This is a genomic window from Streptomyces albus subsp. albus (assembly GCF_000725885.1).
Taxonomy (GTDB): domain Bacteria; phylum Actinomycetota; class Actinomycetes; order Streptomycetales; family Streptomycetaceae; genus Streptomyces; species Streptomyces albus.
In genome coordinates this window covers 316,240-342,792 of the sequence record NZ_JODR01000016.1, presented here as the reverse complement: position 1 = coordinate 342,792, position 26,553 = coordinate 316,240, and the positions used below count along the sequence as shown (strand labels likewise).

Annotated in this window: 19 protein-coding genes; 6 read left to right on the top strand and 13 right to left on the bottom strand. The window is 73.6% G+C overall.

Annotated elements, in window-relative coordinates; all coding sequences use genetic code 11:
• Positions 1-56: 56 nt before the first annotated feature.
• The 3 genes from IO40_RS0119760 to IO40_RS0119750 form a co-directional block, all read right to left on the bottom strand.
• Complete coding sequence (locus IO40_RS0119760) at positions 57-1,253, bottom strand: quaternary amine ABC transporter ATP-binding protein (protein ID WP_016473307.1); 1,197 nt, start codon at positions 1,251-1,253, stop codon at positions 57-59.
• The gene (locus IO40_RS0119755; RefSeq protein WP_016473308.1) at positions 1,253-2,809 is read right to left on the bottom strand and encodes a GMC family oxidoreductase; all 1,557 of its coding nucleotides are present in this window, start codon (positions 2,807-2,809) and stop codon (positions 1,253-1,255) included. Before IO40_RS0119755 ends, IO40_RS0119760 begins: the two co-directional genes overlap by 1 nt.
• Positions 2,810-2,968: 159 nt before the next feature.
• Positions 2,969-4,471, bottom strand: a complete 1,503-nt coding sequence (locus IO40_RS0119750; protein ID WP_031175836.1) for an aldehyde dehydrogenase family protein — start codon at positions 4,469-4,471, stop codon at positions 2,969-2,971.
• Between the two features lie 273 nt (positions 4,472-4,744).
• On the opposite strand from IO40_RS0119750, the gene IO40_RS0119745 reads away from it, so the two are divergent.
• Positions 4,745-5,542 carry a hypothetical protein gene (locus IO40_RS0119745; RefSeq protein ID WP_031175835.1) on the top strand — a complete coding sequence of 266 codons (798 nt, stop codon included), beginning with the start codon at positions 4,745-4,747 and terminating at the stop codon, positions 5,540-5,542.
• Positions 5,543-5,572: 30 nt separating this feature from the next.
• Here the strand turns inward: IO40_RS0119745 and IO40_RS0119740 are convergent, their stop codons facing one another.
• Entirely contained in the window at positions 5,573-6,685 is a 1,113-nt protein-coding gene (locus tag IO40_RS0119740; RefSeq protein ID WP_031175834.1) for a hypothetical protein, read from the bottom strand.
• A gap of 96 nt (positions 6,686-6,781) precedes the next feature.
• On the opposite strand from IO40_RS0119740, the gene IO40_RS0119735 reads away from it, so the two are divergent.
• Positions 6,782-8,029: an MFS transporter gene (locus tag IO40_RS0119735; protein WP_031175833.1), complete on the top strand. Its 1,248-nt coding sequence runs from the start codon at positions 6,782-6,784 to the stop codon at positions 8,027-8,029.
• Between the two features lie 193 nt (positions 8,030-8,222).
• On the opposite strand, the gene IO40_RS0119730 is transcribed toward IO40_RS0119735, so the two are convergent.
• The 4 genes from IO40_RS0119730 to IO40_RS0119715 form a co-directional block, all read right to left on the bottom strand.
• Positions 8,223-9,212, bottom strand: a complete 990-nt coding sequence (locus IO40_RS0119730) for a malate dehydrogenase (RefSeq protein ID WP_016473313.1) — start codon at positions 9,210-9,212, stop codon at positions 8,223-8,225.
• A 563-nt stretch (positions 9,213-9,775) separates the two neighbouring features.
• Positions 9,776-10,903, bottom strand: a complete 1,128-nt coding sequence (locus tag IO40_RS0119725) for a helix-turn-helix domain-containing protein (protein ID WP_031175832.1) — start codon at positions 10,901-10,903, stop codon at positions 9,776-9,778.
• 366 nt (positions 10,904-11,269) lie between these two features.
• Positions 11,270-11,683 (bottom strand): DUF3017 domain-containing protein, encoded by a 414-nt coding sequence (locus tag IO40_RS0119720; protein WP_031175831.1) that lies wholly within the window; start codon positions 11,681-11,683, stop codon positions 11,270-11,272.
• A gap of 44 nt (positions 11,684-11,727) precedes the next feature.
• The gene (locus IO40_RS0119715) at positions 11,728-12,597 is read right to left on the bottom strand and encodes a bifunctional methylenetetrahydrofolate dehydrogenase/methenyltetrahydrofolate cyclohydrolase (protein ID WP_016473316.1); all 870 of its coding nucleotides are present in this window, start codon (positions 12,595-12,597) and stop codon (positions 11,728-11,730) included.
• Positions 12,598-12,908: 311 nt separating this feature from the next.
• Between IO40_RS0119715 and IO40_RS0119710 the strand changes: the two genes are divergently transcribed.
• Both IO40_RS0119710 and IO40_RS0119705 read left to right on the top strand, forming a co-directional pair.
• Positions 12,909-13,676, top strand: coding sequence for a hypothetical protein (locus IO40_RS0119710; RefSeq protein WP_031175830.1), 768 nt, complete (start codon positions 12,909-12,911; stop codon positions 13,674-13,676).
• Between the two features lie 247 nt (positions 13,677-13,923).
• Positions 13,924-14,538 (top strand): hypothetical protein, encoded by a 615-nt coding sequence (locus IO40_RS0119705; RefSeq protein WP_016473318.1) that lies wholly within the window; start codon positions 13,924-13,926, stop codon positions 14,536-14,538.
• 168 nt (positions 14,539-14,706) lie between these two features.
• Here the strand turns inward: IO40_RS0119705 and purH are convergent, their stop codons facing one another.
• Positions 14,707-16,305, bottom strand: a complete 1,599-nt coding sequence (gene purH, locus IO40_RS0119700) for a bifunctional phosphoribosylaminoimidazolecarboxamide formyltransferase/IMP cyclohydrolase (protein ID WP_016473319.1) — start codon at positions 16,303-16,305, stop codon at positions 14,707-14,709.
• A complete protein-coding gene (gene purN, locus IO40_RS0119695; protein WP_016473320.1) occupies positions 16,298-16,951 on the bottom strand; it encodes a phosphoribosylglycinamide formyltransferase in 654 nt (217 codons plus the stop codon). Before purN ends, purH begins: the two co-directional genes overlap by 8 nt.
• Before the next feature lie 271 nt (positions 16,952-17,222).
• Between purN and IO40_RS0119690 the strand changes: the two genes are divergently transcribed.
• Entirely contained in the window at positions 17,223-18,251 is a 1,029-nt protein-coding gene (locus IO40_RS0119690; RefSeq protein ID WP_031175829.1) for a hypothetical protein, read from the top strand.
• 537 nt (positions 18,252-18,788) lie between these two features.
• Here IO40_RS0119690 and IO40_RS37040 read toward each other — a convergent pair.
• The gene (locus IO40_RS37040; RefSeq protein WP_157846444.1) at positions 18,789-21,428 is read right to left on the bottom strand and encodes a cell division protein PerM; all 2,640 of its coding nucleotides are present in this window, start codon (positions 21,426-21,428) and stop codon (positions 18,789-18,791) included.
• A gap of 76 nt (positions 21,429-21,504) precedes the next feature.
• Here IO40_RS37040 and IO40_RS39465 point away from each other — a divergent pair, with 76 nt between their 5' ends.
• Entirely contained in the window at positions 21,505-24,273 is a 2,769-nt protein-coding gene (locus IO40_RS39465) for a sigma factor-like helix-turn-helix DNA-binding protein (protein ID WP_051719330.1), read from the top strand.
• A 101-nt stretch (positions 24,274-24,374) separates the two neighbouring features.
• Here IO40_RS39465 and sucD read toward each other — a convergent pair whose 3' ends face one another.
• Complete coding sequence (gene sucD / locus IO40_RS0119670; RefSeq protein WP_016473325.1) at positions 24,375-25,259, bottom strand: succinate--CoA ligase subunit alpha; 885 nt, start codon at positions 25,257-25,259, stop codon at positions 24,375-24,377.
• 35 nt (positions 25,260-25,294) lie between these two features.
• On the bottom strand, positions 25,295-26,467 hold the full coding sequence (gene sucC, locus IO40_RS0119665) for an ADP-forming succinate--CoA ligase subunit beta (RefSeq protein ID WP_016473326.1): 1,173 nt from the start codon (positions 26,465-26,467) through the stop codon (positions 25,295-25,297).
• Between the last annotated feature and the right edge of the window lie 86 nt (positions 26,468-26,553).

Sequence of the window (26,553 nt, the reverse complement as noted above, 5' to 3'; positions counted from 1 at the left end):
CCCCTCGGCCGGCCGGTCGGTGCGGGCGCCGGCGGCGGACGCCGGAGCGTGCGTGCTCATACGGCGGCCACCTCCTTCGACTCGCCGTCCTCGCCCCGCCGCTGGTCCAGTCCGGCCACCACGCTCAGCAGCCGTGCGTCGTCCACGACGCCGATGGTGCGGCCGTTCTCCACGACGCGGGCGCTCTCCCCGCTGCGGGCGACGGCCTCGATGGCGTCGGCGACCAGCGTGTCGGGGGCGAGCGCGGCGCCCGTCTCGGCCTCGGTGTCGGTGGCCTTCCGCATGGCGCGGCGCACCGAGATGACCTGTTCGCGGGGGACGTCGCGCACGAAGTCGCGGACGTAGTCGTCGGCCGGGTTGGCGACGATCTCCTCGGGGGTGCCGAGCTGGACGACGCGGCCGTCGCGCATCAGCGCGATGCGGTCGCCCAGGCGCAGCGCCTCGGACAGGTCGTGCGTGATGAAGACCATCGTGCGGCCCTCCTCGCGGTGGAGCCGGATGACCTCCTCCTGCATGTCGCGGCGGATCAGCGGGTCGAGGGCGCTGAACGGCTCGTCGAACAGCAGCACTTCGGGGTCGACGGCCAGGGCCCGGGCGAGGCCGACGCGCTGCTGCTGGCCGCCGGAGAGCTGGCCGGGGCGGCGCTCGCCCAGCCCGTCCAGTCCGACCTTGGCGACCATCTCGGCGGCGCGCTCGCGGCGTTCGGCCTTGCCGACGCCCTGGATCTCCAGCCCGTAGGCGACGTTGTCGACGACCGTGCGGTGCGGCAGCAGGCCGAAGTTCTGGAAGACCATCGAGGCGCGGTGCCGGCGCAGCTCCCGCAGCGAGTCCTTGTCCATGCCGATGACGTCGTCACCGTTGAACTTCAGGGTGCCGGCGGTGGGCTCGATCAGCCGGGTCAGACAGCGCACCAGGGTGGACTTGCCGGAGCCGGACAGGCCCATGACGACGAAGACCTCGCCCTTGTGGACGTCGAAGCTGACGTCGCGGACGGCGGCCGTGCAGCCGGTCTTCTCCCGCATCTCGGCCTGGCTCAGGTCCTGGACGGACGGGTCCTGGGGGATGCGGCGCACGCTCCCCTTGGGCCCGAAGACCTTCCACAGGTTGCGGACGGTGAAGACGGGGGTGTCCCCGCCCGCCGTGTCCTTCGCCGCCGCGCCGGCGGCGTCCTGTGCCTTCGTGTTCGCGTTCGCGTTCGCGGTGGTCTCCTCGGTGTGCTCGGCGGTGGCCGCGCCCTCGGCTGTCTCGGACATCACGCAACACCTCCCGGTGCCGTCTTCGCGTCGGGTCGGATGAGATCGACCGCCTTCTCGCCGAGCATCAGCACGCCGATCATCGGGTTGACGGCGGGCATGGTCGGGAAGACGGAGGCGTCCGCGATGCGGATGCCGGACAGGCCGCGCACCCGCAGCCGGGGGTCGACGACGGCGAGCGGGTCGTCCTCCGCGCCCATCCGGCAGGTGCCCGCCGGGTGGTAGACGGTGTGGGCGGCCTTGCGCACCAGTTCGCTGATCTCCTCGTCGTCCGTCACATGCGGACCGGGGAAGACCTCCCGCTTGAGCCACTTGGCGAACGGCTCGGCCTGGGCGACCTTGCGGGCCAGCTTGATGCCGTCCACGAGGGTCCGGCCGTCGTAGTCGTCCTCGTCCTCGAAGTACTTGAAGTCCAGCGCCGGCTTGACCTCGGGGTCGGCGGAGGTCAGGTAGACCCGGCCGCGGCTGCGGGACTTGGGGATGTTCGGGGTCATCGACACGCCGTGCTCGGGGCGTTCGTAGCCCAGCCGCTCGGGGTTGTCGGTGAAGGGGATCTGGTAGAAGTGGAACATCAGGTCCGGGCCCTTGTGGTCCGGGTCCCGCTTGACGAACAGGCCCGCGTCGGAGTCCATCGCGGAGTTCTCCGGGATCGGCCCGTTGGTCTCCCACACGATCACCGACTCGGGGTGGTCGATGAGGTTCTCGCCCACACCCGGCAGGTCGTGCACGACGGGGATGCCGAGCGCTTCGAGGTCTTCCTTCCGGCCTATGCCCGAGTGCATCAGCAGCCGCGGGGTGTCGATGGCGCCCGCGCACACCAGCACCTCACGGCCGGCGGTCAGCAGCTTCTCCTCACCGTCCTTGGTGCGGATGTGCACCCCGGTGACGGTCTTGCCGTCCGCGCCGCCGATCTCCAGCTTGTACGCCCACGTCTCCAGCAGGATGTGCAGGTTGGGGCGGTCACCTGCCTCCATGTGCGGGTGCAGATAGGCCACCGAGGCGGAGGAGCGCTTGTTGTTCTCCGGGTGGTAGGACAGGTCGAAGAAGCCGACGCCCTCCTCGAAGGGCTTGTCGTTGAAGCCGACGACCTCCGGGACGTCCAGGGCCTTCTTGGCGGCGTCGATCCAGTCCTGCGCGATGGCGTTCTGGTCCTTCTTGGCGACGCGCACGATGTTGTTGCGCAGCCGGCCGAAGTAGGGCTCCATGTCCTCGGCGCCCCAGCCCGTCGCGCCGTTGGCCTCCCACTCGTCCCAGTCGGAGGGCAGCGGCTTGAAGGAGATGAGGGTGTTGTGCGACGAGCAGCCGCCCAGCACCTTGGCGCGGCTGTGCAGGATGTGCGAGTTGCCGCGCGGCTGTTCGGTGGTCGTGTACTCGTAGTCGAGCTCGCCGCCCAGCAGGCCCAGCCACTTGCGGAGGGTGAGCACCTCGGGCCGGTCCACGTCCGAGGGGCCGCCCTCGATGAGTGCGACGGTGACGTCCGGGTCCTCGGCGAGCCGTGAGGCGATCACCGATCCGGCCGTCCCACCTCCGACGATCACGTAGTCAAAGCTGGACATATGAGTACTGCTCCTTGGGGACATGACGGGCGCGGACTTGCGGTTGGTACGGGAGTGCCGCGGCGGCTCGATCGGGGTGTGGAGCCGCCGGGCTCTGCCGTGTGTGGGGGTCTTCGGGGTGGACGGGTGGGAGGTGGGAAGGGGGGTGGGTGGTGCCTTTCAGCCGGCGAACCAGCGGACCGGGGCGGGGCGCAGGTTCTCGTAGACGTGCTTGGTCTCGCGGTACTCGTTCAGGCCGTGCGGGCCCAGTTCGCGGCCGACGCCGGACTTGCCGAAGCCGCCCCACTCGGCCTGCGGGAGGTAGGGGTGGAAGTCGTTGATCCACACCGTGCCGTGGCGCAGCCGGGCGGCGACGCGGCGGGCGCGGGCGGTGTCGCCGGAGAAGACGGCGCCGGCCAGGCCGTATTCGGTGTCGTTGGCCAGCGTGACGGCCTCGTCCTCGGTGCGGAAGGTCTCGACCGTCAGGATCGGGCCGAACGTTTCCTCACGGACGACCCGCATGCCGCGGTGGCAGTTGTCGAGCACCGTCGGGGAGTAGAAGTAGCCGCTAGCGGGGCGGACGTCGCAGGGCTCGGGCCGGGCGCCGCCGCACCGCAGCTCGGCGCCCTCGGACAGCGCGGAGGCGACGTACATCTCCGTCTTCTCCAGCTGTTGCGCGGAGACCAGCGGCCCGCACTCGACGCCCTCCTCGGTGCCGCGGCCCAGCCGGATGCGCTGGGCGCGGGAGGCCAGCTCGGTCACGAAGCGGTCCTTGACGGACTCCTCGACGATCAGCCGGGCACCGGCCGAGCAGACCTGGCCGCTGTGGATGAACGCGGCGTTCAGCGCCTGGTCGACGGCGGTGTCGAAGCCCTCGTCGGTGGCACAGGCGTCGGCGAAGACCACGTTCGGGTTCTTGCCGCCCAGCTCCAGCGCCACCTTCTTGACCGTCGGCGCCGCCGCCTGGGCGACCTTGGTGCCGCTGGCCAGGCCGCCGGTGAAGGAGACCAGGTCCACGTCCGGGTGCTCGGACAGCCGGGCGCCCACCGGGTCGCCGGCGCCGGTCACCAGGTTGCCGACACCCTTCGGGAGACCGGCCTCCACCAGCAGCTTCATCAGGTGGACGGTGGACAGCGGGGTGACCTCGCTGGGCTTGATGACGAAGGTGTTGCCCGCGGCCAGCGCGGGGGCGACCTTCCAGCTGGCCTGGAGCAGCGGATAGTTCCAGGGGGTGATCATGGCGCAGACGCCGACGGGCTCGTGGACGACGACGCTGTGCACGTCGGCGCTGCCCGCGTCGACGACCCGGCCGCCGGACTCGTTCATCACCAGGTCGGCGAAGTAGCGGAACGCGCTGGTCACGTCGTCCACATCGACCCGGCCCTCTTCGAGGGTCTTGCCGGTGTCGCGGGACTCGGTCAGCGCGATCTCCTCGCGGTCGCGCTGGAGCAGGTCGGCGACGCGGCGCAGCAGCGCGGCCCGCTCGGCGGTCGGGGTGTGCGGCCACGGGCCCTCGTCGAAGGCTCGGCGGGCGGCTGCGACCGCCGCGTCGGTGTCCGCGACGTCACCCTCGGCGACGACGGCGAGCGTGGTGGCGTCCGCGGGGTCCAGCACCTCCCGCGTGCCTGAGGCCGCGGCCGTGCGCCACGAGCCGTCGATGTGAATGCTCTCCAGAACGGACACCTTGGTACTGCCTTCCTTGCTCCTGCTTTTCCGGGTGCTGCCCCGGTGCCCCCGACAGGGGCTTTTGCCATGCCTCGGGCAGATGGCAGTCGGGAACCCTGCCCCGTCCTTCCGATCTCATGTCCAAAAATTGCTTCCAAGTGGGCTTCATCACTGGCCGAAGTGCGCCACCCGCCGGTGGAACGTACGGTGAGTACGTCTTTGTCCGGATATGGCAGGTGGGCGCGCCGCCGCTCCGCACCTGCTCCTCCCGACGGCGGATCGGAGCCCCTCATGCGAAAGCACCACCGCACCGCACTCCTCGTGGCCGTGTGCGCAGCGACGACGACCACCGGCGGACTGCTGACCCCGGCCGCCGCCGCCCCCATGGCGACGGAACGTGACGGTCCCGACATCGCAGAGTTGCCGGGCGGGGAAATAGCCGAAAAAGCCTCGAACGAGCTGAATTCAGCACGCTCTCTCCGGCTCAAAATGAAAGCCCCCGACCTGCGGCTGAATCTCACTCTCGACGAAAAAGCGAATTGTTTCGGAAAAGTGACGGTTCCCGGCAAGGGATCGGTACGGCTGATCAAGCACGGCGACACCGTCTGGCTCAAACCCGACGCCGCGTTCTGGAAGGCGCAGCTCGGCCCCGAGGAGGGCGCCGCCGCCGCGAAGAAGTTCCAGGGCCGCTACATCAAGGGCTCCGCCCGGGACGACGACCTCGGCGGCAAGGGCCTGGCCACCGCCTGCGACCTCGACGCCTTCCGTGCCGCCTCCGGGGCGACGCGCAGCCCCGGCCCCCGCTGGAAGCGCGGCCCCCAGGGCGAGGTGGGCGGCCACCGCTCCGTCCCCGTCACCAGCCACCAGGACAAGGCCCGCGTCACCATGCACGTCTCCGCCGACGGCAAGCCGTACCCGCTGCGGCTGGAGCGCCGGGCGGGCGGCAACCACGACGAGATCGACCTCGGCCGCTTCGACCGGCCGGTCCCCCGCGGCGTCCCGGACCGTGAACACACCGTCTCGGTCGAGGAACTCCGCCGCCACTTCCAGCACTCGCAGCAGGACGAGCCGCCGTCGAAGTCGGTCTAGCCGGCCCGGGGCCCCGGCCTCCCGGCCCCCTCACCGCGCCTCCCGCGCCGGGCGGGGGGACGCCGGACGGGGAGACGCCGGGCGAGAGGACTGGGCCTCCACCAAGCAGTCGCCGGCGGGCGTGCGGTAGTAGAGGACGTCCCGGCCCGCACGACGGCGCCGCACCAGCCGCGCCTCCCGCAGCACCCGCAGGTGCCGCCCCACCGACCCCAGGCCCTGCCCCGTCAGCCCGACCAGTTGCGTGGTGCTCTTCGGGGTGTCGAGCAGCACCAGCACCCTGGCCCGCGCACCCCCCAGCAGCGCCCCCAACGCCTCGGGCACGGGCGCCCCTTCGTCCTCGGCCAGCGTTCCCGCACAGGGGTAGACCACGGCGTACCGGGCCGGTGCGGGCCGCACGGCGTGCCCGGCGGGCGGCGCACCCGGCGGCTCCGGCCGGGCGTCCTCCACGGGCTCTCCGGGTTCCTCCCACGCCACCCAGCCGGCCTTCGGGGTGACGGGCACGAACATCAAACAGGCGTCCGCCAGCGTGCGGGGCGGGTTGTCGTGCGCGTTGATCTGGAGTCTGCTCCCGCCCAGCCACCGCATCCCGGGCCGCATGTCGTCCAGCGCCGCCGCCCATCCGCCGCGGCTCAACTGCGCCGTACGCGCCACCACATCGGCCTCCAGGACGCGGCGCCGCCGTGGCCAGTACGGCAGCACCGTCTCCCGCCACACCCATGTGAGAGTGTCGGCGGCCCGCCGCGGCAGATCGTCACGGCGCAGCGGTACGGGCAGCGGACCCCGCCGCCCGAGGGAGACCAGCAGATGGGCGCGGGCCGCTGCGGGCGGTGTCTCGCGCACCCGCGCCACCTCTTCCTCGAACGGCACCTCGCCCCAGGGGCCGGGGCCCGGCTCGGGCGTGGGGGTGAGGAAGTCCGCGTTCCAGGTGGGGCCCAGAGCCGCCCGGATCAGCAGGGCACCGACCGGATCGGCGGCCTGGCGGTCCCGGTAGGCGGGCAGGTGGGCGGCGAGCCAGGTCCGCTCACCGGGGTGGGCGGGGTGTGCCCGCTCCAGGACCTTGAGGGCGGCGACGGTCTCCGCGAGCGGCGAGAGCACGAACCGGCTGCCCGCCAGCACATCGGCGTCGACCTGCCACCATCCCACGGCACCCTCCGTCCCTGCGCCCTGTCACCGCCCGCCGACGTTTCGCCGGTGTGCGAAACAGTAACCGCGTCGCCGCCGCCGCCCGAGACTCACGGCATGCGCACCTACCGTGAGCTGTTCCGGGCGCCGGAGTTCACCTCGCTCTTCCTCGTCAGCACCCTTCAGGTGGCGGGGCAGACGGTGAGCGGGCTGGCGCTGGGCACGCTGATCTACGGGGCCACCGGCTCCCCGCTGCTGTCGTCCCTCGCCATGTTCGGACCGTCGCTGGCCCAGCTCGTCGGGGCGACGACGCTGCTGTCCGCGGCCGACCGGCTGCCGCCGCGGGCCACGCTGGGCGGACTGCTGCTGGTGTTCGCGGCGGGTACCGCCGTGCAGGCGCTGCCGGGGCTGCCGGTGGCCGTCGCGTTCGCCGTCCTGCTGGTGCAGGGCGTCCTGGCCTCGCTGGGCGGCGGGGTGCGGTACGGACTGCTCAACGAGGTGCTGTCGAAGGACGGTTATCTCCTGGGGCGCTCGGTGCTGAACATGTCCACCGGCATCGTGCAGATCTGCGGCTACGCGCTCGGCGGAGTGCTGGTCGCCCTCCTGGAGCCCCGCGGCACCCTGCTGGCGGGAGCCGCGCTGTACCTGGCGGGCGCCGTCGCCGCCCGGCTCGGCCTGGGCAGGCGGCCTCCCCGCGCCACGGGACGCGTCTCGGTGGCCGCCACCTGGCGGACCAACGCCCTGCTGTGGTCCTCCCGGCCGCGCCGCCTCGTCTACCTCGCGCTGTGGGTGCCCAACGGACTGGTCGTCGGCTGCGAGTCCCTGTACGTGCCCTACGCACCCCACCACGCGGGGCTGCTGTTCGCCTGCGGCGCGTTGGGAATGCTGGCGGGCGACACGGCGATGGGGCGGTTCGTCCCCGCGCACTGGCGCCGCCGGCTGCCGGTGCCCATGCTGGCGCTGCTCGCCGCCCCGTTCCTGCTGTTCGCGCTCCGCCCGCCGCTGCCTGTCGCGGCGGGTCTGGTGACGGTGGCGACGGTGGGGTTCGCCGCCAGCCTGCTGCTCCAGGAGCGGCTGCTGGAGCTGACCCCGCACGAGCTGAGCGGCCACGCCCTGGGGCTGCACTCGTCCGGGATGCTGGCCATGCAGGGTGTGGGCGCCGCGCTGGCCGGTGCCGTCGCCGAACGCACCTCACCGGCCACGGCGATGACGCTGGTGGGCGCGGCCTCCCTCGCGGTGACCGCGGGCCTGGCCCGCGGTCTGCTCGCCCCGGCCGGCCACCCGCAGCCGGCCGCGCCGCCGGCCTCCACCCCGGCCGCACCGGCTCCGGCGCGCCCTCCCCAGGAGCCGGAGGGGCGTCCGTGACACGGCTCATGTGAGCGTACGGGGGGGCGGACGCCGCGGACGGGGGGCGCGGGCGCCCAGCACCGGGGGTAGGTGCGGACGCCCGCGCACGCGCGAGGGCCCGCGCGGACCGGGAGACGGTCCGCGCGGGCCCTCGTCGGCGTACGGGCGCCGCCTCACGCCCTGCGGGCGGACGGCACCACCGCGCCGCGGCTCAGATCAGGCCGAGGCCGCGCACCGCGTCGCGCTCGTCCGTCAGCTCCTTGACGGAGGCGTCGATGCGGGTGCGGGAGAACTCGTTGATCTCCAGGCCCTGGACGATCTCGTACGCGCCGTCCTTCGTGGTGACGGGGAAGGAGGAGATGATGCCCTCCGGCACGCCGTAGGAGCCGTCCGACGGCACACCCATGGAGGTCCAGTCGCCCTCGGCGGTGCCGTTGACCCAGGTGTGCACGTGGTCGATGGCGGCGTTGGCGGCGGAGGCGGCCGAGGAGGCGCCGCGGGCCTCGATGATGGCGGCACCGCGCTTGGCGACGGTCGGGATGAACTCGTCGGCCAGCCACTTCTCGTCGTTCACGACCTGCGCGGCGTTCTTGCCGGCGATCTCGGCGTGGAAGATGTCCGGGTACTGGGTGGCGGAGTGGTTGCCCCAGATCGTCAGCTTCTTGATGTCGGCGACGGAGGAGCCGGTCTTCTTGGCGAGCTGGGTGAGCGCCCGGTTGTGGTCGAGGCGGGTCATGGCGGTGAACCGCTCGGCCGGCACGTCCGGCGCCGCCGCCTGCGCGATGAGCGCGTTGGTGTTGGCCGGGTTGCCGACGACCAGGACCTTGATGTCGTCGGCCGCGTGGTCGTTGATGGCCTTGCCCTGCGGCTTGAAGATGCCGCCGTTGGCCTCCAGCAGGTCGCCGCGCTCCATGCCCTTGGTGCGGGGGCGGGCGCCGACGAGCAGGGCCACGTTGGCGCCGTCGAACGCGACGTTCGGGTCGTCGGTGATGTCGATGCCCTGGAGCAGCGGGAAGGCGCAGTCGTCCAGTTCCATCGCGGTGCCCTCGGCCGCCTTGAGCGCGGGGGTGATCTCCAGCAGGCGGAGCCTGACCGGCACGTCGGCACCCAGCAGCTGACCGGACGCGATACGGAACAGGAGCGCGTAGCCGATCTGGCCTGCGGCGCCGGTGACGGTGACGTTCACGGGAGTGCGGGTCATGCGTTCTCCGTAGTACTTGACGACGTGGCTGGCGGTGGCCGGAAGTCTCTCTACGTCAAGAGACCCATCGGCCAGGCTATCCGACCCGGTGCCCGCCGCACCCCCGGGTCGCCCCAAGCGGCCCGGCGCCCGCGGCCGGACCCGTCCGCCGCTCCCCCGCACCGCGCCCGTCCCCCGGCAACCTCCCGGGCCGGCCCGCACCGCACAGCCGCACCCGGCTCCCCGTACACGCCGCTGTCCGCGGGGCCGGTGCCTGCGGGGCCGGTACCTGTGGGGCCGGTGCCTGTGGGGCCGGTACCTGTGGGGCCGGTACCTGTGGGGCCGGTACCTGTGGGGCCGGTGCCTGTGGGGCCCTCGGTCCTCGGCGGCCCTGCGGGCCCTCGGGGCGCTTCGTCCCCTTCGGTACTGGTCCCTTCGGGATCGGCATGCTGCTCATGAGGCCGCTCCCGCCACCGCACCTCGGACCGCGCGGCGGCCTCCCCTCCCTGCCGGTCCCGCCGTACGGACGGCCACCACCAACCCCGCGCCACCCGGCGGAGCCGGCCGGGTGCGGGGCCCGCCCGTCAGGTGCAGGACTCGCCGCCCGCGGCCCGCGTCAGACAGGCGCGGGCGTCGTCCGGGGACTTCACGGAGACCATCTCGGTGTACGCGTCGGTCGAGGTGACCGTGTCGGTCTCCTTCTGGCCACCGGGCGCGGTGATGCGCAGGACGTCGTCGGGGGCGGCGCCGCTCACCCGCGCCCAGGACGCCGAGCACACCTTGCTGTAGCGGACCTCCACGACACCGGCGCCGGCCTTCGCGGAGCCCACCGTCCGCACGTTCTGGCCACCGCAGCCCATGGCCTCCGGGTCCTTGCCCGAGCAGTCCTCGCCCACGCACTTGACGCCCGCGGGCAGCTTGGGGCCGTGCCTGGTGGGCGACGGTTTCGGCGCGGCCTTCTCGTCCTCGCCGCCGTCGTCCGGGCCGAGGAAGAGCACCGCGCCCGCCACCACGACGAGCACGGCCACGAGCGCCGCCAGCAGCACGGTGACCTTCCGCCGCCCGCCGCCGGAGCCGCCCTGCCGGCCGCCGCGGCCCGCCCCCGGACCGGAGCCGGTGCCGTCCGGCGGGGCGAGGGGGTGCGGGACGCCGGGACCGTGTGCCCCGGGCGCGCCGGCGGCCCAGGACTCGGCCGGAGGGGAGCCGCTGCCCGCCGCGCGGATGGCGTCCTTGCGCAGCACCGCCGTCGGCTCGTCCTGCGGCTGCGCCCCCGGAGTGCCGTACGGCGCCGCGTCCTGGTGACCGGCCGGGTCCTTGCCGCCCTTGCCCCTGCGCCGCCTGCGGCCCTTGTCAGGGGCGGACTCGCGTGCCTCCGCCTCGTCCAGTGCGGCACGGGCCTGCGCGATGCGGATGGCCTCCAGTGTGGTGTCGTGCCGCATCTCGCTGCGGCTCCACGCCCGTTCGGCCAGCTCCCACATGGTGCCCAGGTGACGGACGTCGGTGCCCGTCACCTCGGCGAGGGCCTGGGTGGCGCCGCGCGGCGGCAGCAGCCGCCCGTTGAGGTAGCGCTCCCAGGACGATTTGCTGTAGCCCGTGCGGTCGGCGAGGGCGGAGATGCTCAGTCCGCTGCGGTCGACGAGCCGCCGCAACTGGCTCGCGAACTCCCGGATCTGCGGGTCCAGATCCTCCGGTAGCGACCTCCACCGAGGCATTGCCTCCCCCTCGTCCCCCGACTGCGCCGTTCGCCTTCCCTTCCCCCGTGTGTGCCGCGGCTCCTGGGCTGTGCACCGGCTGCCCAGGGGGATGCTGACAGCCGGGACGCAGCTTCGGAAGCGGAAGGGTGCGGGGGCGTTCCGGTCTCGGACCCGTGCCCGCGCGCACCCCCACGTCCGCGCATACGTCCCCTAGTCTGCCAGCCCTTCCGGGTACCGGACGTCACGTCCCGCACGCACCGCGCACATACGATGCGCACATACGAGCGCACACACGCCGCCCGCGCGCGGCCCCGGCACCGTGCCACGCTCTCCGCAACCCGCGCGCCCGCGCCGTGCGACGCGTACCACCGCCCCCATGGCGGGTCAGCGGACGGTGAAGTGCACCAGCGTGTCGAGGAACGGCACCGTCAGCCAGGGTTTCGGCTGCACCATCAGCGACAGCAGCACAATGACCCCGCCGAGCACGCCGTAGGTCACCAGATCGGTGAAGCGGGAGCGCACCGCCAGCATGCCGACCGAGGGTTTCGCCCAGCGCAGCGCGGCGCCGCCCAGCAGCGCCAGTCCGACGATCAGTGTGCCGACGCGGACCTCGATCACCGTCACCAGCAGTCCGATCAGCACACCCGCGCAGACCGCCAGCAGCGGCCACTGCCGGTAGGGCGCCGGGTGTTCGCCGCCCAGCGCCCTGCCGCCGCCCTCGGGCCGTGCGGTGTCCCGCGTCAGCGCGGGGAAGCGCCGCGACCTCCTGCGCGGCGGGGCCGCCTGCTGTGCACTCACCGCGGATTCTCCCTTCGCCTCGCCCTCGTCGCCCATGGCCGCGCTCAGCCGGCCTCGCGTGCGGCCTCGGCCGCCTCGGCCGCCTCCACCACGTTCACCAGGAGCTGGGCGCGGGTCATCGGGCCGACGCCGCCCGGGTTGGGGGACAGCCAGCCGGCGACCTCGGCGACCCCCGGGTGCACATCGCCGACGATCTTGCCGTTGTCGTCCCGGCTCACGCCGACGTCCAGCACGGCCGCGCCCTCGCGCACGTGCTCGGGCTTGATCAGGTGGGGCACGCCCGCGGCGGCGACGACGATATCCGCCTGCCGCAGCAGCCCGGGCAGGTCACGGGTGCCGGTGTGGCACTGCGTCACGGTGGCGTTCTCGCTGCGCCGGGTCAGCAGCAGCGGCAGCGGGCGGCCGGCGGTCACCCCGCGGCCCACGACCACGACGTGCGCCCCGTTCAGTTCGACGCCGTAGCGGCGCAGCAGCACGATCATGCCCTGCGGGGTGCAGGGCAGCGGCGCGGGCTTGTTGAGGACGAGACGGCCCAAATTCGTCGGGTGCAGACCGTCGGCGTCCTTGGCCGGGTCCATCAGCTCCAGCACCCGGTTGACGTCGATGCCCTTGGGCAGCGGGAGCTGGACGATGTAGCCGGTGCAGGACGGGTCCTCGTTCAGCTCGCGGACGACCGCCTCGATCTCCTCCTGCGTCGCCGTGGCGGGCAGTTCGCGCTGGATGGAGTTGATGCCGATCTGCTTGCTGTCGCGGTGCTTGCCCGCGACGTACTTCTGGGAGCCGACGTCGTCGCCGACGAGCAGGGTGCCCAGGCCGGGCGTGACACCCTTGGCCTTGAGCGCCTCGACGCGCGCGGTGAGGTCGGATTTGATCGCGGCGGCGGTGGCCTTGCCATCGAGAATCTGGGCGGTCATGGCCCCATCCTCGCGGATGCGGGGCCCCGCTCTCCACTCAGGTGGCCGCCGTCGCCCTCCCGGCGACCCGCCCCCGCTCCGGGCACCCGGCGGGCCGCCGCCGGCGCAGCACCCGGGTGGCCGTCGTCCGCTCCGGCTCAGCGCCTCCCGCCCCCAGCTGGTCCGTGCGAGCCGTTCGGCACACTGTGCGAACCGGGGTCACTCGTGCGGCGTGCCCCGTGCAACGGAACGGCAAAGGTAAGTTCATGTGCATCTTTGCAACCCCTACGCTCCGTTGTGACCGGCAACAGTGAGTCAGTAGCGTTCCGGACGTGTTCAGCGTGATCATCGTCCAGGACGGGTGCCGGGGCCCCGAGGAGCAGCACCGGCTCGAACCGGGCCACACGCTGCGCTTCGGCCGCACGGCACCGGCAAGAGGCGGCCTGACCCTCTCCCACCCCGCGGTGGCGTGCGCGGCGGGGGAGATCACCGCGACGGGCGCCTTCTGGACACTGACCAACTTCAGCCCCGATCAGACCTACATCGTCGAGAATCCCCAGGGCGCGGGGGAGCACATCAGGGTCGCGCCGGGCAGGGCGGATGCGCCGGTCCCCTTCGAGTTCGCACGCGTGCGGCTGTGCGCCGAGGAGTCCAGACCCGGCTGCGGTTTCGACGTGCTCGCGCCGCGCCACGACTACCTGGCGGCCGGCAGCGGCACCGGCCCGCCCGCGAGCGCCCCGGGAACCGGCGCGGGGGAGACGGCCGACTGGCTCTTCGACCCCTTCCCGCGCCCCTATCCCCTGGACCACACCTGCCGCTACTTCCTCGTCCTCACCGCACTGTGCGAGCCGGCCCTGCACTCCGGCGACCCGGCCGCACCCGTCCCCGATCTGACGGAGCTGGCCGACCGGCTCCGTCCCGTGTGGCCGAAGGTGACCGTCGCGGACATCGCCTGGAACATCGACTACCTGCGGCTCAAACTGCGGCTGCACACCCCCGACCGCGGCAGGTCCGTCCGCGAGTCCCTGGTGCGCTTCGCCCTCCGCTTCGACCTGGTGCACGAGGGACATCTGACCGCACTGGGAGGCCAATTGGTGTGAGGAAGCCGCCGCACTGACACCTCCGGGCGCTCTGACGACGCGTTGCGGATTCGCCACAGTACGGAAACGCGGCTGGACAGTCCCACACATGTGCGACCACCATTGGGCAGCGGCGCCGGGCAGTGCAGGGAGGGCCGGCGGTGCGGCGCCGTCACCGGGGGAGGCGTCATTGCTGAGGGCAGTCCGTGGTTCTCCGGAGTCGTTTCGGCCCGATCCGCTCCCTCAACACCGTCGGAGGACACCGCTCGTGAGCTACCCGCCGCAGCCCGGTCAGAGCCCCAACAACCCCTACTCGGCGCCGCAGCAGGGCGCCCCCTACGGCTACCCCCAGCAGGGCGGCGGGCAGCCCGGTTACGGCTACCCGGCGGGCGGCGGCATGCCGGCCTACCCGGGCGGCGGCCCGATGCAGCCGCCGGTCAGCATGCCGGGCCAGGTCGTCACCGCACGCGTGCTGCTGTTCATCGCCGGATCGCTGTGGGCGCTCTCCGCCGTTCTCGTCCTCATCCTCGGCCTGGCCGCCAACGACGCCCTCGACGACATCCCGGGCGTCGGCGCCGCGGGCGGTGCCGCACTGGGCGTCGCCCTGATCTTCTTCGTGATCTTCGGCGGACTGGCCGCGCTGCACATCGTGCCGGCCTCCATGTTCGGCAAGGGCCGCTCCGGCACCCGGATCACCGGCATCATCGCCGCGTCCGTCAACGCGCTGCTGCCGCTGCTGAGCCTGCTGGGCCAGATGGCGAACGACACCGCGGCCGGCGGCTCGATCTTCGCCGCTCTGCTGTGGCTGGCGACCGCCGTGCTGACGATCGTCTTCCTGTCGGTGAGCGCGGCCGGCCAGTGGTTCAACCGTCCGCAGTACTGACCCTGCGGCAGCACCGACGCCGCACCCGGCGCACTCCCCCGCGGTGCGGCACTCCACGACGGGCCGGGCCCCCTCTCCGGCGAGAGGGGGCCCGGCCCGTTTCCGTGTGCGTCACCGGCCCGCTCCCCCGCGCGGCACGCGTCCGCCCGGCGGAGGGGGCGGCCCGGCTCAGTGGAAGAAGTGGCGGGTGCCCGTCAGATACATCGTGACGCCGGCCTTCTTCGCCGCCTCCACGACCTGCTCGTCACGGACCGAGCCGCCCGGCTGCACGACCGCACGCACCCCCGCCTCGGCCAGCACCTCGAAGCCGTCCGGGAACGGGAAGAACGCGTCGGAGGCGGCGTACGAGCCCCGCGCCCGCTCCTCACCGGCGCGCTGGACGGCGAGCCGGGCGGAGTCCACCCGGTTGACCTGTCCCATGCCGACCCCGACCGTGGCCCGGTCCTTGCCGAGCAGGATGGCGTTGGACTTCACCGCGCGGCAGGCCCGCCAGGCGAAGGCGAGTTCGGCCAGTTCGTCGGCTCCCAGCGCCTCACCGGCGGCCAGCGTCCAGGTGGCCGGGTCGTCGCCCTCGGCCTGGAAGGCGTCCTTGGCCTGGGCGAGGCCGCCACCGTCGATCGGCCGGAACTCGACGGCCGCGGCGGGCGCCTCGGGGCAGCGCAGCACCCGGATGTTCTTCTTCCGGGTGAGGGCCTCCAGCGCACCGTCCTCGTAATCGGGCGCGACGATGACCTCGGTGAAGATCTCGGCGACCTGCTCGGCCATCTCCCGGGAGACCGGCCGGTTGACGGCGATCACGCCGCCGTAGGCGGACAGCGAGTCGCAGGCGTGCGCCTTGCGGTGCGCCTCGGCCACATCGGCACCGACCGCGATACCGCACGGGTTGGTGTGCTTGATGATCGCCACGCACGGGTCGTCGTGGTCGTAGGCGGCACGCCGCGCGGCCTCGGTGTCGACGTAGTTGTTGTACGACATCTCCTTGCCGTGCAGCTGCTCCGCCTCGGCCAGGCCACCGGTCCCGCTGGTGTAGAGGGCGGCGGGCTGGTGCGGGTTCTCGCCGTACCGCAGCACGCTCTTGCGCTCGAAGGCGGCACCGAGGAAGCCGGGGAAGTCCTGCCCCGTCTCCTCGCCGTCCCCGGCCTTTGCGGACTCGTCGGCGTACCGCGCGAACCAGCCCGCCACGGCCACGTCGTAGGCCGCCGTGTGCCCGAACGCCTCACCGGCCAGCCGCTTGCGGGCAGCCAGGTCGAAGCCGCCCGACTCGACCGCCGCCAGCACCTCGCCGTAGCGGTCCGGGTTGACGACGACCGCCACGGAGGGGTGGTTCTTGGCCGCCGCGCGCACCATGGACGGGCCGCCGATGTCGATCTGCTCCACGCACTCGTCGTCGGACGCGCCCGAGGCGACGGTCTCCGCGAACGGGTACAGGTTGACGACGACGAGCTCGAACGGCTCCACGCCCAGCTCGCCCAGCTGCCGGCGGTGGTCCTCCAGACGCTGGTCGGCCAGGATGCCGGCGTGCACCCGCGGGTGCAGGGTCTTGACCCGGCCGTCGAGGCACTCGGGGAAACCCGTCAGCTCCTCGACCGGGGTGACCGGCACCCCGGCGTCCGCGATCCGGCCGGCCGTCGAACCGGTGGAGACGAGCTGCACACCGGCCGCGTGCAGCCCGCGCGCCAGCTCCTCCAGCCCCGTCTTGTCGTACACGCTGATCAGCGCGCGGCGGATCGGCCGCTTGGCGCCGGCGGCGGCAGCAGTCTCACTCATGACCCAGTCGTACCCTTCTCCTGTTCGGCCCCTCGAAGGTGTAGCCGTCACGGGCGATACGCCCCACGACCTCGACGAGCAGCCGTCGCTCGACCTGTTTGATCCGCTCGTGCAGGGCGGATTCGTCGTCCTCGTCCAGGACCTCGACGGCGCGCTGCGCGATCACGGGCCCGGTGTCGACGCCGTCGTCGACGAAGTGGACGGTGCACCCGGTCACCTTCGCGCCGTACGCGAGCGCGTCACGCACGCCGTGGGCGCCGGGAAAGCTGGGGAGGAGCGCGGGGTGGGTGTTGAGGAACCGCCCGCCGAAGCGCGCCAGGAACGCCGGCCCCACGACCTTCATGAAGCCCGCCGAGACCACCAGGTCCGGCGTGTACGCGGCCGTCGCCCCGGCCAGCGCGGTGTCCCACTCCTCGCGGGTGGGAAAGTCCCGCACCCGGCACACGAACGTGGGCACCCCGGCCCGTTCGGCCCGCGCCAGCCCCTCGATGCCGGTGCGGTCGGCCCCCACGGCGACGATCTCGTACGGGGTCTCGACGTCGGGATCGGCCACGGCGTCGAGCAGGGCCTGGAGGTTGGTTCCGGAACCGGAGACCAGGACGACGAGGCGCACGGGGGAGGCGGGACGGAAGGACGACGCGTCCACGACGGTGCTCTCTCTCGCGGGAGACGGGCGGGGGCGGAATACAGCGGTCGGGCCGGATTGTGTGGTCGCACAAGTACGTGGACCCGAAGATTCCGGGGAACTCTACGAAGCGTCCGACCGTCGGCAACGATACCGGCCCTCGGATCGGCCCCACGGGACGGGGGCGCATGCGGAAGGTAGCGTCAGGGACACGGTCTCCTCGGGCCCCGTGGGGCCCGGGAACCGCAGGGCCGTGCAAGCGACGCGGAGCGACGAGGAAGACACACACCAGATGACCGACCGACGCCGCCGTACGGCCGCATCCGACAGCACCTCGCGCGAGGAGAACCCCTTCGCGCCGCCACCGGAGGGGCAGCCGGACCAGCCGTGGCAGCCGCGCGCACCGCACTGGGGCGCCGCCTCCCAAGGCCCCGACGGGCAGGGCGGCCACGGCAGCCAGGGCGGCGGCCAGGGCAGCCACGGCAAGGGTCCCCGCCGGGCCGGTGCGGACCAGCGGGGGACGGCCGGGGGCCGCACTCCGGACACCGGCGGCAGCGGCGACGGTGACGGCAACGGCCGGGACGAGGGCCACGGGACGGGCGACTCCCCCGGCGGGGCACCCGACAAGAAGACGGAACCGCCGGTGTGGGGCAGCCAGTGGAGCAGCCGCCAGCCCGGCCGGCAGGACGGCGGTGGCGGCTGGCAGGGCGGCGGCCGACAGCCGGGCGGCCCCTCGGGCCCCGGCGGACCGGGCGGGCCCGGCCAGCCCGGCGGCGGTCCCGGAGGCCCCCGCGGCATGCGCTGGGACCCGACCGACCCGCTGCAACGGCACGCCCGCTACTCCCTGCACGCCGGCATCTGGGGCCTCTTCTTCGCCCTGCTCAGCGTCCCCGAGGTCGCCCTCCTCCTCGGGGCGCTCTCCCTGTACTGGGGGATCAACGCACTGCGCGGCAAACAGCCCAGGTCCGCGGCCTCGGCCGACAGGTCCAAGGGCGGCAAACGGCACCGCGGTGTGACCGCCACCGCGGAGGACGTCGCCGGCACGGACCGCAGCCCGGAACACCGCCAGGACACCGCGGGCAGGCCCCCGATCCCCCTCGCGGTGACACCCGCACAGGCCGCCAAGGCCAAGCGGACCGCCGCCACCAGCGGACTGGTCGCCGCCGGCCTGACACTGGTGATCGTCGCGTCGACCTACGCGTTCCAGTTCACCTACAGCGACTATTTCGCCTGCCAGAACGACGCCCTCACCCAGTCCTCCCGCGACGACTGCAAGCGCCACCTCCCCGAAGAGCTCCGCCCCTTCCTGGAGAACCGCTGAGGGACGGCTCGTCCTGTCCCTGGTGGGGTGGGGTGAATCGGGGTGGGTCCGCCCGCTGTGCGTGCGTTGAGAGCGGCGGCGACGCACGTTGAGGGTGACGCTCCGGTTGGGGTGGTGCACGGCGCACGATTTGGGGCGTGCGGCGCCCGGTTGGGGCGGTACGGGTGTGGGGGTGGCGCGCGGCGCCTGGTTGGGGGTGGCGCTCCGGTGGCGATGACGCTCCGTTGAGGGCCGCGCCCGGTGCCCTGTTCGGGGCGGCGGGTAGCGCCGTTGGGGGCGGTGCAGGTGTGTGGGTGGCGCACGGCGCCGGTGGGGCGGTGGTGTGTGGTGGCGCGCGGCGCCCGGTTGGGGCGGTACGGGTGTGTGGGTGGCGCGCGCGGCGCCCGGTGGGGGGCCGTGGCGTGTGGGTGGGGCGGCGGTGTCGTTGGCGGCTGAGCGGGCGGCGTGCTGACGCCTTCAGGTTTCTTGCGGGTTCTGCTTACGGGGCTTTCTTGCGGGGTTCTGTTACCTGGCAGTTCCGCTTACGGAGCGGTCCGCTTACGGGCGGGTTCCGCCCGTGGGGTCTCCGTCGGGCGCCGCGCCTGGCCCGTCGTCGCGCGGGACGGCTTCTGACGGGGCGACCCCGGGTGCGGCGGCCTGGGGTGGAGCGGCGCCGGGTTGGGCGGCCCCGGGGTGGGCAGCACCGGGGTGGGTCGCACCGGGTGGTGCGGCACCGGGGTGAGCAGCACCGGGTGGTGCGGCACCGGGATGAGCAGCACCGGGGTGAGCAGCACCGGGTGGTGCGGCACCGGGATGAGCAGCACCGGGTGGTGCGGCTTCGGACTGGGTGGCTTCGGGGCTTGCAGTTTCCGGCGGAGCGGCTGTCTGCGGGTGAGCTGCGGGCCGGGCCGCTTCGGTTGGGGCACCGCCCGTGCCGTTCGTGCGGGGTACCGGTGACGCCCCGTCGCCGGGGACGTCGGCGCCGGGACGCGCCGGGTGAGCGCCGGCTTCGTGCTCGGAGCCGGTGGTGGGGCAGGTGCCGCCCTCCGGATGCCCGGTGTCGTACGTGTGGGCGGACGCCGGTGCGGCGTCGGGGGGCGTGGTGTCGCGGGGTACGTCGTTGCCGGCCGAGTCGGGGTGGGTTACGCCGTCCTGGACCACCTCGCGGGGGGCCGGGGCGTCGGCGGCCAGTTCGTTGGAGGCCATGCCGTTGGGGTCCGTACCGCCAGTGGCCGTACCGTCGGGGGCCAGGCCACCGGGACCGGTACGCCGAGAGTGAGTGCCCTCCGGGGACGCGCCCTCGGAGGGCGTGCCGTCGGAGAGCGTGCCGTCGGGGCCGGTGCCGTCAGGGGACGTGCACCCCGGGGCCGCATCGTCACGGGTCGGCTCGCCACCGGCCGCGTCGTCCGGGGGCGCCCCGGTGGAGGTCGGCGCCCCGGGCGTCGTGCCGTCCGAGGGTGCCCCGGCACGGTCCGTCTCGGAGGGCTCGGCACCCGAGGTGCCGGTTTCGCCGCCGCCGGGCGCGCCCGACCCCGTGCCGCTCGCGCCGGCCCCGGTGCCGTTCGCGTCGTCAGCGGTGGCGTTCTCCTCGGAGCCCGCGTAGAACGCGGGGTCCCGTGGCGGGGCCGGTTCGAAGGAAGCCATCAGCCCGCCGGACGCGGCCTTCATCGCCGACCAGCGGGCGCGGCGTGCCTCGTCCGTGTACCACGCCGCATCCGGGCCGTGCCCCGCCGCCGCGTCCGCCGCCGCCTGTGCCGCGCGCGTCGCGGCGAGCGCGGCCCTGCGCGCGGTGTGCCCGGCCCACCAGCGCGTCCACCACGCGGTCGGCAGGCCGACGACGATCAGCCACCCGCAGGCCGCGCCGCCCGTCTGCCACCAGGAGGGGCCCAGATGTCCGAGCACTCCGGTGCCGAGCGGGCCGCCGGCGACGGCTGCCAGGAACGCCAGGACGGCACCGCACAGCAGTCCCGCGAGCGTCACCGTCACCATGACGGCGGGCCAGTCGGTGGCCTGGGCGGCACGCGCGGGCGCGGCTTCCCCGGCGGAAAGATGCTCGGCAGCGGCCGGGCCGCCCGCGTCCGCGGTACCGGCGCCGTCCGCCTCCTCGATGTGCGGGCCGGGCGGCACGGGGCGGTCGGCCACCGGTGACCGTCCCACCCACCAGCCGCACATCAGCCCTCCCAGCAGGGGGACCACCGCCGCCGCGCAGCACGCCAGGACGCCGCCCGAACCGTCGTCGGGGACGGCGGACAGCAGCGGGAACGGCGGCAGGTGCGGGTTTCCGGTGGTGGCGAGCGGGCTGACGACGCCGGTGCCACCGAGCGTGAAGCCCGGTCCCAGCCCGTAGGAGGTGGCCCACAGTACGGCGTTGGGCAGCAGCGCCACGGTGAGCAGGAGCAGCGAGAGCCGGCCCGACGCGCTCCCGGTCAGCGCCGGGAAGGCACGGAGGACGGCCCCCAGGTCCCACATCAGCGCGACGAGGAGCAGGAAGGCGCCCGTCGCGCACAGGACGACGACCGCGGCGCCGCCCGCCTGCACGGCGACGACGACGCGGGAGCGGGTGAGGAGCCGTCGGACGCCGGAGAGCCGGGCCCGGGGCGCTTCGGGAAGCCGCGCGGAGACCGCGGCCCACGCCTCCACGACGGCGCGGCGCCGGGTGTGGTGGAGTGCGCACAGCCCCGTCACCGCCGCGACGAACAGCGGGAGCCGCCAGGCAGTGCCGAGCGGTTCGGCCTCGACGGGCCCGCCGGAGGCATAGGCGACGGCGGCGGCGGTGACCAGGAGGTAGCCCCCGGAGACCCAGCCGGCGACCGCTGTGGCGCCGTGTCCGGCCCCGGCGGCTGCCCGCGTGTCCATGCCCTCCCGGGTGGCCCGCCACAGCAGCCACACGGGCAACGCCGTCAGCAGCAGGGGGGTCACCCCCACGGGGGCGGGCGTCCCGGAGAGCGTTTCGTGCCGTACCAGTACGGCACCGTGCGCCAGGAGCCACATGTGCGTCGCCGTGTGCAGGGCGCCGGACGCGTCGCTCGCGGTGTACGGGGAGACCGTCCACAGCAGCAGGACGACGACCGCGAACGCGCCGAGTCCGAGCCCGGCGGCCACGGCACCGCCCAGCAGCCATCCGCTGGTGAGGGGCAGGGCGTGGGGCTGGCCGCGGCCCGAGGACAACGACGGACCGCGGTGCGTCAATTGGCTCACAGCGCCATGCTGCCAAGAACACCCGTTTTGCCCTAGTAGCACCGTTTTTGTCGCTGTGTCGCACAAGCTAAGGGGTATGCGCTCTTCCTCCAGCCCCGACAGCCCCGCCGACGACGCCTCCACCCCCGCCGCGTCCGCCGCGCCGGAGGACGGAAAGGCACGTCGGAAACCCGCGAAGTCCCGGAAACCCACGGCCTCGCCCTCCGGGGCCCCCGAGGGTTCCGCGAACCCCGCGAAGAGCGGGAGCCGCAGGAAGAACGGACAGCAGACCAAGACCGGTGGTAAATCCGGCAAGTCGGGCAGGAGCAGCGGGAGCGACCGGAACACCAAGGGCACCAAGGCCGCCGAAGCCGGCCGTCGGCAGCCCGGCACATCCACGACACCGCGCGCAGCCCGCAGGAAACCCGCCGAAAGGGCATCCCCCACCACGGCGACGACCGCCCCGACCAGCAACCACCCGGCCGGGGAGCCGACCGACGGACCGGCCGAGGCGCGGGCCGAGGCACCGGCCTCCGTACCGGCCGAGGAACCGGCCTCCGTACCGGCCGAGGCACCGCAGAAGGAGGCCGCCACACCGGACGCGGCGACGGCCCCGACCCCGGTTCCGGCCCTACAGGAGGAAGCCACACCGGATGCGGCATCCGACGAGTCGGCCGTCACGGCACCGGACGAACCGCAGGCCGCCGCCCCGGACCCGCAATCCCCCACGGCTGAGGACCAGAAGTTCCGCACGGCAGCCGAGGACCAGTCGGCGGGCACGGCACCGGACGTCCCCGACAGCACGACCGCCACGGCAGGCACAGACGACCCGTCCGACATCGCAGACACAGACGACCCGACCAACACGGCCGAAACAAACGACACGGCTGACACCGCCGACCCGGCCGAAACCGCCGACACGGACGGCCCGACGGGCACCACAGAAGCAGCCCCAGACCCATCCCCGGACACAGACACCACAGCCGACACGGACAACGCACCCGACTCCGTGAACCCGGCCGGCTCCGGCAGCCCGGACGACACCGGCAGCAGCCCGGACGACACCGGCGACGGCTCGGACGGCTCTCCGCCGGAGGACTCCGCCCGTACCGCGCCGCAGGCCCCGGGGGCGGAGGCACCGGCGGAGGCGGCCGTGCCCATGCCCGCGGGCGGAAGCACCGGGGAGGCGGCGGTGCCGGGGCCGGCCGGGGCGAGGGGGGACGGGACCGGCGGCACCGCGACGGCGCCCGCGCCCCGCAGCGAACCGCGGCCCGACGGCCCTCCGCCACCACGGGTGACTGCCCCGGCCCCGCGGCGGGAGCCGGAACCTTCCGTGACGGTCGCCCCGGCGCTGGCGGGCCCCGTGGAGGACTTCGTCCGGACGGCGGTGCCGCCCCACCCGTTGCCGTCGGACCCGGTGACGGCGTTCGACGAGCTGTATCTGTGGCAGGCGCGCGCCCTCACCCGGCAGGCGTTCCTGCTGAGCGGGCACCGGCGGGTGGCGGAGCGGGCGGTGCGCTGGGCGTTCCACCAGGCGTGGCAGCACTGGCCGAAGGTGGTGGCGGAGGGCGATCCGACGCGGACGGTGCGGGCGGGGGTCTACGAGTACGCGCTCTCGCCGTGGCACCAGTTCCATCCGGGACACCGTGCGCCGGACGCGTATCCGGGTCCCCCGGAGGACCGTGCGGTGCTGGAGGCGTTCCTGGCGCTGCCGCGCAGCTACCGTGCGGCGCTTCTGCTGCACTACGGGCTGGGGCTGACGCTGCCGGAGACCGCGGCGGAGGTGGAGTGCAGCACGCAGGCGGCGGCGGGCCGGGTGCGGAACGGCCGGGCGGCGCTGGAGGAGAGCTGGCCGGCGCTGCGGGAGACGCCGCTGGTGCGGCGCGGGGCGGTGGTGACGCGGACGCTGCGGGAGCTGGCCGTCGCCCAGCCGGTGCGTCCGGTGCCGCCGCAGATGGTGCGGCAGGGCAGTCTGCGGACGACGCGGCGCTGGACGCGGGCCTCGGTGGGGCTGACGGCGACGGTGACGGCGGCGACGGCGTTCACCCTGATGACGACGGACACCGGCCGCCCGCTGGAGAGCCCGGCGCAGGTGCCACGTACGTTCGCTCCGGCGACCTACCCGGGCCGGCCGAACGCCACAACCACTCGTACGAGTGATGGGGGGCGGGGCGCGGACCACCGCTCCCGGCACGGCGGAACGGCCGGCCACGCCTACCTGCCGCAGCTGCGCTCCTCCAACGAACGCGTGGACCTGGACGACTTCCTGTCGTCGTCACCGAGGAACGCGCACAGCACACCGATCGGCAGCGGCCCGGCGACGACCGACGGGTCGGCAGGGGACGGCGGACCCGCCGCCGACGGCAGTCCCGCGACCGGCAACGGTGCGGCGACAGGCACCGGTACGGCGACCGGCCCGGCCCCGGCCGCGCACAACGGCACGGCGGCGCACACCGGCAGCGGCGGCAGCGGCAGCGGTACGACGGCAGCCCGCAACGCGACCACCGGTCCGGGCGCCGGCAGCGGGGGCGGCACCGCGACCGGCCGTTCCCCGGGCAGCAGCGGCACCGGCACCGACAAGGGGCGCGGTACGGCAACGTCCCAGGGCCCCGCGGCCGGAAGCACCGCGCCGGCCGGCGAGCCGCCCGCAACCCCCCGGGGCTCCGCGGCCGGGCGGGGCCCCACGGCCGGGCGGCCGGGCACCGCGGCCCCTCGCGTACCGGCCGCGGGCGACGGCAGGGCGACGGAAGCGGGCCGGGCGGCGGGCACACGACCGGCGGCGGGCCGGACCCACGGACCCGGCGGCGGCACGCCGGGCCCCGGCGGCAGTCACGCGCCCGGACGCGGCGGCGGCCCGAACAGCTGACGGGCCCGCACCCTCGCGGGGTGCGGGCCCGTCATGCGGTGCCTGCTTCACGGCGGCACCGCGCGTGTGGTGCGCGGTGCGCCGGTCGCGTCGGCGAAGGCTCAGGCGGTGAGCCGCTCCCGGGCCAGACGCGCGGTCTCGGACGGGGTCTTGCCGACCTTGACGCCCGCGGCCTCCAGGGCCTCCTTCTTGGCCTGCGCGGTGCCGGAGGAGCCGGAGACGATGGCGCCGGCGTGGCCCATCGTCTTGCCCTCCGGGGCGGTGAAGCCCGCGACGTAGCCGACGACCGGCTTGGTCACGTGCTCCTTGATGAAGTCCGCCGCACGCTCCTCGGCGTCGCCGCCGATCTCGCCGATCATGACGATCAGGTCCGTCTCCGGGTCGGCCTCGAACGCCTTGAGGGCGTCGATGTGGGTGGTGCCGATGACCGGGTCACCGCCGATGCCGACGCAGGTGGAGAAGCCGATGTCACGCAGCTCGTACATCATCTGGTACGTCAGCGTGCCCGACTTGGAGACCAGGCCGATGCGGCCCGGCTTGGTGATGTCGGACGGGATGATGCCCGCGTTCGACTGGCCGGGGGTGATCAGACCCGGGCAGTTCGGGCCGACGATCCGCGTCTTGTTGCCCTTCTGGCATGCGTAGTCCCAGAAGTAGGCGGTGTCGTGGACGGCGATGCCCTCGGTGATCACGACGGCCAGGCCGATGCCCGCGTCGATCGCCTCGACGACGGCGTCCTTGGCGAACTTCGGCGGGACGAAGATGACGGTGACGTCCGCACCGGTCTTCTCCATCGCCTCCTTGACGCCGCCGAAGACGGGCACCTCGGTGCCGTCGAAGTCCACGGTCGTGCCCGCCTTGCGCGGGTTGACGCCGCCGACGATGTTGGTGCCGGAGGCCAGCATCCGCTTGGTGTGCTTCTGGCCCTCCGAGCCGGTCATCCCCTGGACGATGACCTTGCTCTCCTTGGTGAGGAAGATAGCCATGGTGTGTCGGTGTCCTCGTTCGGTCTCGTCCGGGCTTACTTGGCGGCCAGCTCGGCGGCCTTGTCGGCCGCGCCGTCCATCGTGTCGACCTGCTGCACCAGCGGGTGCGCCGCGTCGGTCAGGATCTTGCGGCCCAGCTCGGCGTTGTTGCCGTCGAGACGCACGACCAGCGGCTTGGTGACGTCCTCGCCCTTGGACTTGAGCAGCTCCAGCGCCTGCACGATGCCGTTGGCCACCGCGTCGCAGGCGGTGATGCCGCCGAAGACGTTGACGAACACGGACTTGACGTCCGGGTCGCCAAGGATGATCTCCAGACCGTTGGCCATCACCTCGGCGGAGGCGCCGCCACCGATGTCGAGGAAGTTGGCCGGCTTGACGTTGGCGTGCTTCTCACCCGCGTACGCGACGACGTCGAGGGTGGACATGACCAGGCCCGCGCCGTTGCCGATGATGCCGACCTGGCCGTCGAGCTTGACGTAGTTGAGGCCCTTGGCCTTGGCCGCGGCCTCCAGCGGGTTCGCGGCGGCCTTGTCCTCGAGGGCGTCGTGCTCGGGCTGGCGGAAGTCGGCGTTGGCGTCGAGCGACACCTTGCCGTCCAGCGCGATGATCTTGCCGTCGGCGGTCTTGACCAGCGGGTTCACCTCGACGAGGAGGGCGTCCTCCTTGACGAAGACGTCCCACAGCTTGACCAGGACGTCCGCGATCTGGTCGACCAGCTCGGACGGGAACTTCGCGGCCTCGGCGATCTCACGGGCCTTCGCCTCGGTGACGCCCTCGATCGCGTCCACCGGAATCTTGGCCAGCGCCTCCGGCTTGGTGGCGGCGACCTCCTCGATGTCCATGCCGCCCTCGACCGACGCCATGGCCAGGAAGGTGCGGTTGGTGCGGTCGAGGAGGAAGGAGACGTAGTACTCCTCCGCGATGTCGGCGGTCTCGGCCAGCATCACCTTGTGGACCGTGTGGCCCTTGATGTCCATGCCCAGGATCTGACCGGCCTTCTCGACCGCGTCCGCCGGGTCGGAGGCCAGCTTCACACCGCCGGCCTTGCCACGGCCACCGGTCTTGACCTGCGCCTTGACGACCGCCCGGCCACCGAGCCGCTCGGTCACCTCGCGCGCCGCCTCAGGTGTCTCGATGACTTCACCGGCCAGCACCGGTACGTCATGCTTGGCGAAGAGGTCCTTCGCCTGGTACTCGAACAGGTCCACGCGCGTCCGTCCCCTTAATCAGTGGTCTCGCGGTCGTTGTCAGCGTGGGCGTGCCGCAGGGCCGCGGCGTCCACGGGTCGCGCGGC

Excerpts from the sequence above, each read along its gene's own strand:
- IO40_RS0119730 (WP_016473313.1), bottom strand. The coding sequence starts at position 9,212 with ATGACCCGCACTCCCGTGAACGTCACCGTCACCGGCGCCGCAGGCCAG.
- IO40_RS0119760 (WP_016473307.1), bottom strand. The coding sequence starts at position 1,253 with ATGTCCGAGACAGCCGAGGGCGCGGCCACCGCCGAGCACACCGAGGAG.
- purH (WP_016473319.1), bottom strand. The coding sequence starts at position 16,305 with ATGAGTGAGACTGCTGCCGCCGCCGGCGCCAAGCGGCCGATCCGCCGC.
- IO40_RS0119745 (WP_031175835.1), top strand. The coding sequence starts at position 4,745 with ATGCGAAAGCACCACCGCACCGCACTCCTCGTGGCCGTGTGCGCAGCG.
- IO40_RS0119690 (WP_031175829.1), top strand. The coding sequence starts at position 17,223 with ATGACCGACCGACGCCGCCGTACGGCCGCATCCGACAGCACCTCGCGC.
- IO40_RS0119755 (WP_016473308.1), bottom strand. The coding sequence starts at position 2,809 with ATGTCCAGCTTTGACTACGTGATCGTCGGAGGTGGGACGGCCGGATCG.
- sucD (WP_016473325.1), bottom strand. The coding sequence starts at position 25,259 with ATGGCTATCTTCCTCACCAAGGAGAGCAAGGTCATCGTCCAGGGGATG.
- IO40_RS0119735 (WP_031175833.1), top strand. The coding sequence starts at position 6,782 with ATGCGCACCTACCGTGAGCTGTTCCGGGCGCCGGAGTTCACCTCGCTC.
- IO40_RS0119725 (WP_031175832.1), bottom strand. The coding sequence starts at position 10,903 with ATGCCTCGGTGGAGGTCGCTACCGGAGGATCTGGACCCGCAGATCCGG.
- IO40_RS0119715 (WP_016473316.1), bottom strand. The coding sequence starts at position 12,597 with ATGACCGCCCAGATTCTCGATGGCAAGGCCACCGCCGCCGCGATCAAA.
- IO40_RS39465 (WP_051719330.1), top strand. The coding sequence starts at position 21,505 with ATGCGCTCTTCCTCCAGCCCCGACAGCCCCGCCGACGACGCCTCCACC.